This is a genomic window from Labedella phragmitis (genome assembly GCF_004078635.1).
GTDB lineage: Bacteria > Actinomycetota > Actinomycetes > Actinomycetales > Microbacteriaceae > Labedella > Labedella phragmitis.
In genome coordinates, this window is record NZ_RZNB01000005.1 from 234,274 (window position 1) to 248,287 (window position 14,014).

8 protein-coding genes and 1 tRNA gene are annotated in these 14,014 nt (G+C 68.7%); 7 read left to right on the top strand and 2 right to left on the bottom strand.

The annotated features are described in order from the left end of the window. Nucleotides 1-47 precede the first annotated feature (47 nt). Both nudC and ELQ90_RS13190 read left to right on the top strand, forming a co-directional pair. Nucleotides 48-998 (top strand): NAD(+) diphosphatase, encoded by a 951-nt coding sequence (gene nudC / locus ELQ90_RS13185; protein WP_128495743.1) that lies wholly within the window; start codon nt 48-50, stop codon nt 996-998. Next, nucleotides 995-2,725 (top strand): ATP-dependent helicase, encoded by a 1,731-nt coding sequence (locus ELQ90_RS13190; protein WP_128495744.1) that lies wholly within the window; start codon nt 995-997, stop codon nt 2,723-2,725. Before nudC ends, ELQ90_RS13190 begins: the two co-directional genes overlap by 4 nt. 832 nt (nt 2,726-3,557) lie before the next feature. Here the strand turns inward: ELQ90_RS13190 and ELQ90_RS13195 are convergent. After that, entirely contained in the window at nt 3,558-4,952 is a 1,395-nt protein-coding gene (locus ELQ90_RS13195; RefSeq protein WP_128495745.1) for a zinc-dependent metalloprotease, read from the bottom strand. A gap of 123 nt (nt 4,953-5,075) precedes the next feature. Between ELQ90_RS13195 and ELQ90_RS13200 the strand changes: the two genes are divergently transcribed. The 4 genes from ELQ90_RS13200 (at nt 5,076) to ELQ90_RS13215 (ending at nt 10,835) form a co-directional block, all read left to right on the top strand. Further along, a complete protein-coding gene (locus tag ELQ90_RS13200; RefSeq protein ID WP_128495746.1) occupies nt 5,076-6,221 on the top strand; it encodes a YlbL family protein in 1,146 nt (381 codons plus the stop codon). A gap of 59 nt (nt 6,222-6,280) precedes the next feature. Then, nucleotides 6,281-9,217, top strand: a complete 2,937-nt coding sequence (locus ELQ90_RS13205; RefSeq protein WP_128495747.1) for a UPF0182 family membrane protein — start codon at nt 6,281-6,283, stop codon at nt 9,215-9,217. Nucleotides 9,218-9,287: 70 nt separating this feature from the next. After that, nucleotides 9,288-9,361, top strand: a tRNA-Met gene (locus ELQ90_RS13210). A gap of 481 nt (nt 9,362-9,842) precedes the next feature. After that, nucleotides 9,843-10,835 carry a DNA topoisomerase IB gene (locus tag ELQ90_RS13215; RefSeq protein ID WP_128495748.1) on the top strand — a complete coding sequence of 331 codons (993 nt, stop codon included), beginning with the start codon at nt 9,843-9,845 and terminating at the stop codon, nt 10,833-10,835. 25 nt (nt 10,836-10,860) lie between these two features. Here ELQ90_RS13215 and ELQ90_RS13220 read toward each other — a convergent pair whose 3' ends face one another. After that, nucleotides 10,861-12,060, bottom strand: a complete 1,200-nt coding sequence (locus ELQ90_RS13220; RefSeq protein ID WP_128495749.1) for an aminotransferase class I/II-fold pyridoxal phosphate-dependent enzyme — start codon at nt 12,058-12,060, stop codon at nt 10,861-10,863. Nucleotides 12,061-12,283: 223 nt separating this feature from the next. Here ELQ90_RS13220 and ELQ90_RS13225 point away from each other — a divergent pair, with 223 nt between their 5' ends. After that, the gene (locus tag ELQ90_RS13225; RefSeq protein ID WP_128495750.1) at nt 12,284-13,945 is read left to right on the top strand and encodes a S1C family serine protease; all 1,662 of its coding nucleotides are present in this window, start codon (nt 12,284-12,286) and stop codon (nt 13,943-13,945) included. Nucleotides 13,946-14,014: the final 69 nt, after the last annotated feature.

Sequence of the window (14,014 nt, forward strand, 5' to 3'; positions counted from 1 at the left end):
AGTGCCCCTGACCGGAGCCCGCGCCACGCCTGTCCGATTGGGGTTCGATGATCTCTCGTGTCCGCCCGCTGGGTGACTTCCCGCTGTCCCGCTCGGCGCTCGATCGGGACGAGGTCGCACGCACGAGCGAGGACTTCCTCGCCGCGGCCCTCGAAGACCCCGCGACACGCGTCGTGCGCCTGCGCTCCGGCCGTCTGCCCGTCCGAGACGACGCCATCGTCTTCGAGGAGGTCTCCTCGCTCGACCGCCCGCCTCTCGACGAGGTCGTGTACCTCGGTCGCACCCTCGGGGACGAGGGCTCGGTCCCGATCGGCGTCCCGGTCCTGCTCTTCACCGAGGGCGACGCCGCCTCGGATCGCTCGTCCGCTCGAGCGGCGGACGAGGGGGAGTGGATGAGCCCTCGGGACGTCGCCCACCGCCTCTCGGACAGGGATGCGGGAATCGCGGCCGAGGCCCTCGCGATCTCGAACTGGCACCACGTCTCGCGCTTCTGCGCGAACTGCGGAACCGCGACGATCGTTCGTCGGTCCGGCTGGATGCGCGCGTGCCCGCACTGCCACGCCGAGCACTTCCCCCGGACCGATCCTGCGGTCATCGTGCGCATCGTTCACGAGGACCGGATCCTCCTCGGATCGAGCGTCTTGTGGCCCGAGGGACGCTATTCGCTCCTCGCGGGCTTCGTCGAGGCGGGCGAGTCCCTCGAGGCCGCCGTCCTCCGCGAGGTGCACGAGGAGTCGGGCATCCGACTCGGCCCCCCGACCTATCTGGGCTCACAGCCGTGGCCGTTCCCGCGATCGATCATGTTCGGCTTCCATGCCGAGCTTGCGGATGGTCAGGACCCGGCGGCGATCCGGCCGGACGAGGACGAGCTCGCCGACGTCCGCTGGTTCAGGCGCGATGAACTGAGGGACGCCGGGTCGGACGTCACGCTGCCCGGCAGCACGTCGATCGCCCGCGCCATCATCGACGACTGGCTGAACGGCTCAGACGGATCGTGACGGGCGACCTCCTCGCCGGGTTGGACGAGCAGCAGAGGGCGGCGGCCGAAGCGCTGCGCGGTCCGGTCTGCATCCTCGCCGGCGCGGGCACCGGAAAGACGCGAGCGATCACCCACCGCATCGCCCACGGCGTCGCGACCGGTACCTACGCGCCGAATCGCGTTCTCGCCCTGACCTTCACGGCACGAGCCGCCGCGGAGCTGAAGTCCCGGCTTCGGGGGCTGGGCGCCGGGGGAGTGTCGGCCCGGACGTTCCACGCCGCGGCTCTCAGTCAGCTCGGGTACTTCTGGCCACAAGTGGTGGGCGGGACCCTTCCGCAGGTCGTGACGAAGAAGGCGACGCTTCTCGCTCACGCGGCCGAGAGGGCGCGCATCGCCGTCGACACTGCGACGCTCCGGGACATCGCGTCCGAGATCGAGTGGCGGAAGATCACCGGGCGTAGCGTCGACGAGTACGCCATCGCCGGACGCCCCGCGCCCGGAGCCCTCACGACCGACATGGTCGTCGAGCTCCAGCGCGCGTACGAGTCGCTGAAGGACGAGCGGCGACAGTTCGATTTCGAGGACGTCCTCCTCGCATGCGCCGGCATGCTCGAGCAGGAGCCGCGAGTCGCTCTCCAGGTGCGGGAGCAGTACCGGTTCTTCGTCGTCGACGAGTACCAGGACGTTTCTCCCGCCCAGCAGCGGTTGCTCGAGCTGTGGCTCGGGGACCGCCGCGACGTGTGCGTGGTCGGCGACGCCAGCCAGACCATCTATTCGTTCGCCGGCGCCTCGTCGTCCTATCTCCTCGACTTCGAGCGCACCCACGAGGACGCTCTCGTCGTGCGCCTCGAGCACAACTACCGGTCGTCGAGGTCCGTCGTCGACACCGCCAATCGGCTGATGCGCGGGCGACCGGGCGCTCTCTCGCTCACGGCGGCGCCCGCATCCGCCGACGACGTCCCCGGCGAGTTCGACGCGGGACTCCCCTCGGCGACCGTTCACGCCGACGACACGGCCGAGGCCGCGTCGGTGGCCGACTCCGTCGCGGCGCTCGTCCGCGCGGGCACCCCAGCATCTGATATCGCGGTCCTCTATCGCATCAACGTCCAGGCGGCGGCGATCGAGCGCGCGCTGGCGGACCGTGGCATCACCTCGCACGTCCGCGGTGCCACACGCTTCTTCGATCTCCCCGAGGTGAAGCAGGCCATCCTCGCGTTGCGCGGAGCGTCCGTCGCCGTATCCGGCGAACCACTGTTCAAGTCGGTGAGCGACGTCCTCCGATCGCTCGGGTGGACGCACGTGCCGCCCGAGCAGCGCGGTGCGGTGCGGGACCGGTGGGAGTCGCTCAACGCGATCATGGGCCTCGTCGACAGCGCCTCGGCGGACACGACCCTCCGCGAGTTCACCGACGAACTGCTCGAGCGGCAGTCGGCGCAGCACGAGCCGACGCTCGACGCCGTCACGCTCGCGACGCTGCACGCCTCGAAGGGACTCGAGTGGGACACCGTCTTCCTCATCGGTCTTTCGGAGGGACTCGTGCCGATCAGCTACGCGAAGTCCTTCGACCAGATCGACGAAGAGAGGCGTCTCCTGTACGTGGGCGTCACGCGGGCACGTCGACGACTGCGGGTGTCGTGGGCGGAATACGGAGCGCGGTCGACGATGCCACGCGAACCGTCTCGTTTCCTCGCGGAGATCGGCATCCGCACTCCGGATGCACGCGGTGCCGGCGCACGACGGGGATAGGCGAGTCGCTGATCTCGAGTGAACGGTCGGCCAACGAGTCCCTGCCGTCGACGTCTCGCGACAGCACGACACGGATGGCGAGGGCGGCGATCTCGGACACGAGGGGCTCCCGTTCGCGCGGAGACGACCGGCCCTCGAGCTGACTCGCCATCGCGGGCCAGGCGGCATCGGATTCGGCGCGCGCCCGGTCGAGGCAGTAGAGGCAGGGTCCCGACCCCGGATGGACGAACGGACCGACGACTGTCGATCGGTCACCGTGGATCACGGCGAGGTGATCGACGTCCCGGTTGAGCCAGCGGGCGTACCGGGCGGGGGCGACCGAGTATCGGGCGATCACGATCGCGACCTCGGCCCGGTCCGCGTCCTCGACGACATCGAGGCGCTCGTCACCGGCGGCGAGCTGTGCGATACGAGCAGCGGTCTCCCCCCGTCCGTCGATGGCGAGCCGTACGCGGGCCGGGGGCACGTCGTCGTTCGCGAGGGCCGGTGAGACGCGTCTCGTGAGCCGCTCCGCGTCGGCGGCGGTGCCGCCGGCGAGCTTCGCGAGCACGACCAGCGCGGCCGGAGTAGTCCCGACCATGAGGGCGGAGACGAGTCGCTCGTCGAGTGTCGTGAGGTCGTCGAGCACGACGGCGTCGTGCTCGAGGCCGAATTGGAGGGTCGTCGGTGTGCGCCAGACGACGCTCCGGTTCTCATCGATGCGCAGGATCATGCGGACATGGTGGCCGACGACGTCTCCGGGCGCGCCGGCTCTCCACAGGCGGCGTCCTTCCGGTCTTCCGTCCGTGGGCGGTGCCGCGTGCCCGGTCGGCCACGCGACACCGCCCGTCGATCACACGTGGGGCGGGGGATCCTCGCGCGGAGGGGCGTCATCGTCCGAGGTCGGAGTATCGCCTCGCCCGCGTTCTTCGCCACGCAAAAGCGCTTCGAGGGCGGTGTCCATCTCGTCGAGTTCGGGCTCCTCGCCGCGGGCCTTGGCCTCGAGAGCCGCGATGAGGCGACCGGGATCGTCGATGTCGGCGGCCACGGGCATGAGGTCGGGGTGGGACCAGAGCGAATCGCGCAGCTCGGGACCGACGGCGTCGGTCACGGACTGCCACATCGCGGCCGCTTCGCGGAGGCGGCGGGGTCGGAGCTCGAGGCCCACGAGAGTGGCGAACGCTGACTCGGCCGGACCGCCCGTCGCTCGGCGACGGCGAACCGTCTCGGCGACGGCGTCCGCGTTGGGGAGTCGGCGCGTCGCGGACGCCGTGATCACGTCGACCCAGCCCTCCACGAGCGCGAGGGTCGTCTCGAGTCGTGCGAGCGTCGCGAGCTGCGCCTCGCTCTTCGGAGGGATCAGCGAACCGTCGACGAGGGCCGAGCGCAGCTCCTCGGGGTTCGACGGATCGAAGCCCTCCGCGAGCGATTCGAGGCGTTCGGTGTCGACGCGGATACCGCGGGCGAACTCCGTGATCGAGGAGATGAGGTGGAGGCGGAGCCATCGCGCGTGACGGAAGAGTCGTGCGTGGGCGAGTTCCCGCACCGCGAGATACAGCTGCACCTGGTCGTCGGAGAGCTCGAGACCCTCGCCGAACACGCGCACGTTCTGCGGGATGATCGCGGCGACGTTGTCGTCGAGGAGGGGGATACCGATGTCGCCGCCGGACACGACCTCCGTCGACAGCTGGCCGACGACCTGTCCGAGCTGCATCGCGAACATGGTCCCTCCGATACCGCGGAGCATCTTGCTCGCGCCCGCGATCATGCTCTGCAACTCGTCGGGGGCCTGCTCCTCGAGGACGCGCGTGAGTGCGTCGGAGATGCTCGTCGCGACGGGCTCGGCGAGCTGCGCCCACACGGGCATACTCGCTCGCACCCATTCGGCACGGGTCAGCAGCCGCGGCTCCTGCGTCAACTCGGTGATGCTCGTCGCGTCCGCGAGCCAGAGCGATGCGACGTGGAAGGCCTGTTCGAGCGCGAACCGCTCATCTGCGGCCGCCGGGACAGCTCCCGTCGTGGCGATCGTGGTGGCCTGGTCCGTCGAGATCTTCCAGTCGATGCCGTCTCCCTGGTTCTGGAGGGCCGCCTGGAACTGCGCCATCATGGCGGCGAGAGCCGTCGGGTCCGACGGCAGCCCCGCGACGCCGGCCAAGCGACCGGGGTCGACCGCGCCCTGCCCGGACAGGAGGTCGCGCAGCATGTCGCGCAGTTCGTCCTCGGGGGACTTGTCGTCGTCTTCAGCCATCTCGGTCACCTTCCAGCGAGCACCGTGTCGGGCCATCTACGCTAGTCGCTGAACCTGACGGAAAGTCGTGGCGCGGGCAGGGGGTCGTCCGCCCGCCGCGAACACCGCAGAAAGGACCCCCTCGTGTCTCTCTTCGCCGACGACCACGTCGCGCCCCCCGCAGAACGCCCGAGGCGACGGATCACCGTCGGAGGCGTGTCGCTCGTCGTGGCGTTCGCCCTCCTCATCGTGTTGGCTCTCGCTCCGAGCCCCTATGTCATCCAGCAGCCCGGCCCGGTCTTCGACACCCTCGGAAGCGTCCCGACGGGCGAGGACGGCGAGGACGGCGAGGACGTGCCCATGATCGAGGTCGCCGGAACCGAGACGTTCGAGACCGAGGGGTCGCTCGACATGCTCACGGTGAGCGTCGTGGGGACCCCTGAGCAGCGGCCCACCTGGTTCGAAGTCGCGACGTCGTGGTTCGACAGGAGCAAAGCCGTCCTGCCGATCGAGGCCGTCTATCCTCCGGGCGTCACCTCGGAGCAGCGCGACGAGGAGAACGCGACACTCATGACCGATTCGCAGCAGACCGCCGTCGCCGCGGCACTCCGGGCCCTCGACTACGACGTCGAGGAGGAGGTCGTCGTCGGTGACATCCCCGAAGGGGCACCGGCCGAGGGTCGGCTCGAGATCGGCGATGTCATCCTCCGCGCCAACGGCGAAGCCGTGGACACCGTCACGACGCTGCGACGCATCATCGCCGACAACGGGCCGTCGAAGCCCGTCTCCTTCGACATCCTCCGCGACGGCGCGGACGAGACCGTCGATGTCACCCCGGCGGAGCAGACGCTCGACGACGGCAGTTCGAGCGTCGCCGTCGGCGTCGTCGCGTCGAGCTCCTACGAGTTCCCGTTCGACGTCTCCATCCAGCTCGAGAACGTCGGAGGACCGAGCGCGGGGATGATGTTCGCCCTCGGGATCATCGACAAGGTGACGGAAGGGCCACTCACCGACGGGCGGTCGATCGCGGGGACCGGAACGATCGACGACGACGGGAACGTCGGACCGATCGGGGGCATCCGTCAGAAGCTCTACGGCGCCGACAATGCGGGGGCCGAGATCTTCCTCGCGCCGGCGGCGAACTGCGATGAGGTCGTCGGCCATGTCCCGGGCGATCTCGAGGTCTTCGCGGTCGCGACCCTCGACGAGTCCCTCGATGTCCTCGCCGCGATCGGCGGCGACGGCAACGTCGAAGCACTTCCCACCTGTGAAGACGTCCTCGCGGGCTGACTGTCAGGCATCGCACGTAGGATTGCAGTGAACCCCCGACCGATGAAGGCCAACACGCAATGACCTCTGCATCCACCGTCCGCTCCGAGTCGCCCAACCGGAGACGCCTGCCGCTCGCCATCACGCTCGTCGTGGTCGGTGCGCTGGTCGTGGCGTTCTTCCTCTTCACGGGCCTCTACACCGACTACCTGTGGTTCTCGCAACTCGGGTACGCCTCCGTGCTCACGACGCAGTGGGCGGCGATCGCCGTGATGTTCGTCATCGGCTTCGTGGCCATGGCGGTCCCGGTCTGGGTCACGATCAACCTCGCTTACCGGCTCCGGCCGGTGTACGCGAAGCTCAATTCGCAGCTCGATCGCTACCAGGAGCTCGTCGAACCCCTCCGGCGTCTCGCGATGTGGGCGATCCCCGCCGTCCTCGGCCTGTTCGCGGGTCTTTCGGCCTCGAGTCGGTGGGAGACGACCCTGCTCTGGTTGAACCGCACGGCGACGGGATCGACCGACCCGCAGTTCGGGCTCGACCTGTCGTTCTACCTTTTCGAGCTGCCGTTCTACCGCGGCGTGGTGTCGTTCGCCTCGGCCGTCGTGCTCATCGCACTGCTCCTCACCGTTGCCGTCGCCTATCTGTACGGGTCCATCCGCGTGAACGGTCGCGAGCTCCGCATCTCGAAGTCCTCGCGCATCCAGATCGCGATCCTCGCCGGCCTGTACCTCCTCCTTCAGGCCGTGAGCATCTGGTTCGACCAGTACACGACGCTCACGCAGACGGGCGACCTCATCACGGGCGCGAGCTACACCGATGTGAACGCGACCATCTGGGCTCGACAGATCCTCGCGGGCATCGCCCTGCTCATCGCCGTCCTCTTCTTCGTCACGGCGTTCATCGGTCGCTGGCGCTTCCCGCTCGTCGGAACCGCCCTCCTGCTCGTCGCGAGCGTGGTCCTCGGTTCGCTGTACCCGTGGGTCGTGCAGCGCTTCACCGTCGACCCGAACGCCCGCGTGCTCGAGGAGCCGTACATCCAGCGCAACATCGACCTCACTCGTGACGCCTTCGACGTCGCCGAGGTCGAAGAGGTGCCGTACTCGGCCACGACGGAGGCGTCGCCCGGCGCTCTCCGTTCCGACGCCGAGACGACCGCATCCATCCGCATCATCGACCCGGCTCTCGTCAGCCCGGCCGTGGCGCAGCTCGAGCGATTCAAGACCTACTACGGCTTCAACAGCGAGCTCGACGTCGACCGGTACGAGATCGACGGCGAGAGCCAGGACACCGTGATCGCGGTCCGTGAGCTCCGTCAGTCGGGCCTCGGCGACGGCTCGTCGTGGTACAACAACACCGTCGTCTACACGCACGGATACGGCGTCGTCGCGGCGTACGGAAACCAGCGCTCGGCGGACGGTCAGCCCGTGTTCTTCGAATCGGGCATCCCCACGAGCGGAGAGCTCGGCGAATACGAGCCGCGCGTCTACTTCGGTGAGCAGTCGCCGACGTACTCGATCGTCGGAGCTCCTGAGGGCACGGACCCACGGGAACTCGACTACCCGTCGGGTGAGGACGGGCAGTCCGAGACCTACAACACCTTCGAGGGTGATGCCGGGCCGAAGCTCGACTCGGTCTTCAACCGCCTCGTCTACGCGCTCAAGTTCCAGTCGGAGCAGATCTTCCTGTCGGACGCCGTCAACAGCGACTCGCAGATCCTCTACGACCGCAACCCGGTGGACCGGATCCAGAAGGTCGCTCCCTACCTGACGCTCGACTCCGACCCGTATCCCAGCGTGGTCGACGGCAAGGTGGTCTGGATCGTTGACGGCTACACCACGTCGGACGCGTACCCGTACTCGCGCACCGTGAGCCTGTCGAACTCGATCGCCGACTCGGATTCCGAGGCCCAGCGCTACGCGATCGACGACATCAACTACATCCGCAACTCGGTCAAGGCCACTGTGGACGCGTACGACGGCACCGTCACGCTCTACGCATGGGACGACGAGGATCCCGTGCTCAAGACGTGGCAGAAGATCTTCCCGTCGACGCTCAAGCCCATCAGCGAGATGTCGGGCGACCTCATGAGTCACGTGCGGTACCCCACGGACCTGTTCAAGGTGCAGCGGTCGATCCTCGGTCAGTACCACGTTACGGACGCCGGTCGCTTCTACTCCCGCACGGACGCTTGGCAGACGCCGGCCGATCCCCAGGAGGACGCCTCGACCAACAGCCTGCAGCCTCCGTACTACCTCACGCTGCAGATGCCTGGCCAGGAGACGCCGTCGTTCTCCCTGTACTCGACGTTCATCCCGCGTGGTGCGTCGAGCGAGGACGCCTCGAACGTCCTCAAGGGCTATCTCGCCGTGGACGCCGACGCCGGCAACGAGGACGGGGTGAAGGGTGAGGGCTACGGAGCACTCCGATTGCTCACCATGCCCGACGAATCGACGGTCCCGGGCCCCGGCCAAATGCAGAACGACTTCAACTCGGATCAGGCCGTGTCGTCGCTCATCAACATCCTGCGTCAGGGACAGACGGACGTGCTGAACGGAAACCTGCTCACGCTCCCCGTGGGTGGCGGACTCCTGTACGTCCAGCCGGTCTACGTCCAGAGCACCGGAGAGACGAGCTATCCCGTCCTCCAGAAGGTGCTCGTCGGCTTCGGCGACCAGATCGCCTTCGAGGACACCCTCGACCAGGCGCTCGACTCCCTGTTCGGCGGTGACTCGGGAGCGAGTGCCGGCGACGGTGACGTCCCGGTCGGCGAGGGCGAAGGGGAGGAGACGCCGAGCGAACCCACGGAACCGACGCAGCCCGCGGAACCCGGTGATGGCTCCGAGGCGCCGTCCACGGGAGTGGACGTCGACCTGGCCGCGGCTCTCGCCGAGGCCCAGGCGGCCATGGAGGCCAAGCAGACGGCCCTCGAGGCCGGCGACTGGGCGGCTTACGGCGAGGCCGATGAGCGACTCTCCGCCGCTGTCGAGCGGGCACTCGGGCTCCTCGGCGAATAACCGATCGGGGGCGGTCCGCCGCCCCCGATTGGACGTCTCCTCATCCGCGTGCTAGAGTAAATTCTTGTGCCGCGGGGTGGAGCAGTTCGGTAGCTCGCTGGGCTCATAACCCAGAGGTCGTAGGTTCAAATCCTGCCCCCGCAACAAAGAAGGCCCGGAATCATCACGATTCCGGGCCTTTCCCTTTGCCCAGGGACTGTGTTCCCGGTAACGAGTGCGCACTGCCGGGCTAAGTAGTCGACGCGGTTCGCAGCCGCCGATTCCTCGACAGTGCCCGACCTCGGCGTAACGCACAACCACATGGTTCTACGTGGCGGTCACGACGAGGTCGACCCTCTCTTTCGAGCGCCGAGCGATCGGACCGGGCGGTGCGTGTCTGTCGATTGTGGCGGATGCGCGCTCTCGCGAGACGTGGTGGGGGCCGTCGACGCGGGACGCTTCGTTCCTCGAGCACGACTTGCCGGAGGGCGGTGGTGCGCACGACGCGGTGACCGGCCCAGAGGATGACAGCGCCAGCGGCATCCGGCGCATCCCGCAGAGGCCTGAACAGTGCCCCTCCTATAGCAGGAGGGGCGCCGCTTCGCACGGGGCGGCGTTGCAACGGACACCCGCATAGCCTGACCACATGGTCAGGTTGCGTCGAAGCGTCGCGTCGGGTCCCGGGTGGACGCGCCGCCGTTCCGGTCGGGGGTTCCGGTACATGGACGAGGATGGTCACACGATCACGGATCCCGTTGCCCGCGCCCGGATCACGGACCTCGTCATCCCGCCGGCCTGGTCGGACGTCTGGATCTCGCCGTATCCCAACGGCCACATCCAGGCGGTGGGGACGGACGCCGCCGGTCGGCGCCAGTACATCTACCACGAGGCATGGCGGGAGAAGCAGGACGTCGCCAAGTTCGAGCGCTGCCTCGACTTCGCGGAGGTCCTCCCGGGCGTGCGCCCGACCGTGACGCGGCACCTCCGCGGCGACCCCACGTCGCGCGAGACGGTCCTCGCCGCGATGTTCCGCATCCTCGATACGGTCTCTCCGCGGATCGGCGGCGACCGCTACGCCGACGAGAACGGTTCCTACGGGCTGTCGACCCTTCTCGGCCAGCACCTCCTGCTCTCCGGTGACCTCGTCACGCTGCATTTCCCCGGCAAGAGCTCGCAGCAGTGGCATTCGGAGATCATCGACTCCGATCTCGCCGACGTCTTGCGCGCCCTCCGGCGTCGTCGTGGCAAGGCTTCGAGGGTCTTCGCGTGGAAGACCGGTCGGCGATGGAAGACGCTGTCCGCCGAGGACGCGAACGACTACATCCGCGGGCTCGTCGGAGAGACCTTCAGCGCGAAGGACTTCCGCACGCTGCACGGATCATCCGTGGCCGCGCAATCGCTCGCACGCACCGGCCCCCAGGACACGATGACGGCCCGGAAGAAGGCCGTGGTCGCGGCCGTGAAGGCGGCGTCGGTGCATCTGGGCAACACGCCCACGATCGCACGTTCGAGCTACATCGATCCGCGCGTCCTGACCCTGTACGAGAACGGGCGGACGGCGCGGCCGGCGCGCGGCCACGCTGGGGAAGCAGCGCTCGTCGAACTCCTGCGCCCTGGCGCGACCGAGGTGATCGAGTAGGTCGTCGTCCGCCCGGCGCGATCCGTCAGATCGAAAGCCGACGTAGTCCGTCGACGGCCGATTCGAGGACCCCCCGTCGCTTGCAGAAAGCGAAGCGGACGAGCGAGGCGTAGTCGCTCCGGTTCTCCGGTCGCACGAACGCAGTGACCGGCACTCCGACGACCCCGGCCCGCTCCGGCAACGAGACGCAGAGCTCACGAGCGTCCGCGAAGCCGAGGGGGCGAGCGTCCGCGATCACGAAGTACGAGCCGTCGGGTACCGACACGGCGAATCCGGCGGCCCGCAGCCCGTCGACGAGGACGTCGCGCTTCTCGGCGAGATTCCGTGCGATCCCGGCGAACACGTCCTCGCCCAGGTCGAGACCTCGTGCGATCGCCGGCTGGAACGGCGACGCGTTCACGTAGGTGAGGAACTGCTTCACGGTCAGGATCGCGGTCACGAGCACCGGGGGAGCGATGAGCCAGCCGACCTTCCATCCTGTCGTGTTGAAGGTCTTACCCGCCGACGAGACGGTGATGGTCCGCTCCCGGGCGCCCGGGAGGGCGGCGATGGGGCGATGCGCGCCGGAGAACATCAAGTGCTCGTAGACCTCGTCCGTGAGGATGAAGGCGTCATTCCGGTGAGCGAGTTCGACGACGAGTTCGCGCGTCTCCTGGTCGAACGCCCTTCCGGTGGGGTTGTGAGGGTCGTTCACCAGGATGATGCGTGTGCGATCGGTGACGGCGCGGCGGAGCTCGTCGTGATCCGGGCGGAAGTCGGGCCAACGCAGAGGCACCGTCACGAGCCGTGCCCCGGCGAGGGCGACCAACCCGGCGTACGCGTCGTAGAAGGGCTCGAAGACGACGACCTCGTCACCGGGTTCGACGAGGGCGAGGATCGACGCGGCGAGCGCCTCCGTCGCTCCCGCCGTGACGACGATCTCCGAGGCAGGGTCGACGGGGATCGCGTAGAAGCGATGCTGGTGGCGGGCGATCGCCTCGAGCAGGAGAGGGTCGCCGCGCCCGGGCGGGTACTGGTTCTTCCCGGCCGACACGGCATCGATGGCGGCCTCGAGGACCTCGACGGGCCCGTCCTCGTCTGGAAAGCCCTGCCCGAGGTTGATGGCACCGGTTCGCGCCGCGAGCGCGCTCATCTCCGCGAAGATCGTGGGAGCGATCGAACCGTCGGGCCGGAGGAGCCCGGCTCCCGCCGCTGTGCGTCGCCACGGGCCCTGGAGTGTGCTCATGTCCTCAGGCTACCGACCTCGGAACGGCGTGGGCGTGAACGCGGATGTCAAGGGAGGACGCCGCGACCACCTTCCTCTGCGATCCTCGACGAGGGAAGCGAACCGTCGTCGAGAACGTAGCGGCGAGGATTCGGCTGGGGCAAAGGTCGCTCACAGACGTGGTCGACCAAACGTCCAGACTTCAGGGCGAAGCTTGCGTCGGTTGGAAAAAGGAGAACACACCATGACCGAGAACACCACCGGCTCGAACGAACCGGTTTCGGAGAACCCCGCCGACGGAACGGAGCCCACGCGGTCCGCCGGTTCGACCGACGCCGCAGCCGGTACGTCGACTCCGGTCCCGCCGACAGGCGACCGCGTGACGAGTGAATGGCCCACCGACGCCCCGCCGAGGCCGGCCCACCCCTACGTCGCCCCCAACGTCTCCAGCTCGACCCCCGTGGTTCCCCCGGTCGCCGACGGATCGTCGGCCCGGTTCGCGGCCCCGACGGCTCCGCATTCGGCATACGCGCCCAACGCCCAAGCCGGTCCCTCGGCTCCGGGCCGACCAGGGGACCACCGCGACTGGCACCCGCAGCCGGGCGCGACGGGCCCCGGTGTGCCGACGACCGGCGCGCAGACATCGCGTGACGCCTTCGGCAACCCGACCTATGCCGTCCCGGCACCGGCGACCTCGCGCTCGACCACGAAGCGCCGCGGCTCGACGATGCTCGTCGCAGGACTCGCGATCGGCGCACTCGTCGGTGGCGCATCGGGGGCCGGAACCTTCGCCCTCGTGAACGGTCTCCAGTCGCCGGCAGCGGTGACGAGTTCCGCCGGGGGGACGCAGAACGTCACCATCAACGACACCGCGGCCGTGAACCGGACGACAGCGGTCGCAGCCAAGGCCTCACCGAGCGTCGTCACGATCGCCGTCGCCGGGAGCGACGGAGCGGGGACCGGCTCGGGCATCGTCCTGAGCGACGACGGATACGTCCTCACCAACAATCACGTCGTCACGCTCGACGGCAGCGTCTCGGACCCGACGATCCAGGTCACCGACAGCAGTGGGCGTCTCTACAGCGCCACGATCGTCGGAACCGACCCCGTCTTCGACCTGGCCGTCATCAAGCTCGATGACGCGAGCGGCCTCACGCCCATGGAGTTCGCCGACTCGTCGAAGCTCAACGTCGGGGATACCGTCGTCGCGATCGGTGCTCCCCTCGGCCTCGCCGGTACCGTCACGGACGGTATCGTGAGCGCGCTCAACCGCAGCATCACCGTCGCCTCCTCGGCCGTTCCCGACACCACCGAGGGCGAGGACGGGAGCGACGGCGGAGGACAGTGGGGCTTCGAGATCCCCGGCCAGGAGGACCAGGGCTCGCAGGCCACGGCATCGATCTCACTGCCCGTCGTGCAGACCGACGCGGCGATCAACCCGGGCAACTCGGGTGGTGCGCTGGTCGATGACAACGGCGAGCTCATCGGTGTCAACGTCGCAATCGCGAGCGCGGGGAGTTCCTCGAGCGAGCAGTCCGGCAGCATCGGTGTCGGTTTCGCGATCCCCTCCAACGTCGCGGAGCGCATCGCGAATGAGATCATCGAGGAGGGTTCGGCGAGCCACGGTCTCCTCGGGGCCTCGGTCGGCGACGCCTCGACCGTCGAGGGGAGCGACGTCGCCGGCGCCGTCATCGACGAGGTCACGGCAAACGGAGCGGCCGAGAAAGCCGGCATCCGCTCGGGAGACGTCGTCACGTCGTTCAACGGCGTCCCGATCACGGGGGCGACCGATCTCACGGCTCAGGTGCGCGCGCTGGCCGCAGGCGCCAGCGCGACGGTCGTCTATCAGCGCGATGGTCGCGACTACACCGTCGACGTGACTCTCGGCGAGCTCGATCTGCAGTAGGACGCAGGCCTCCTCGACGGCCGCACCGACATCGTCGGCGCGGCCGTCGGCCTGTGCGCACCACGGGCG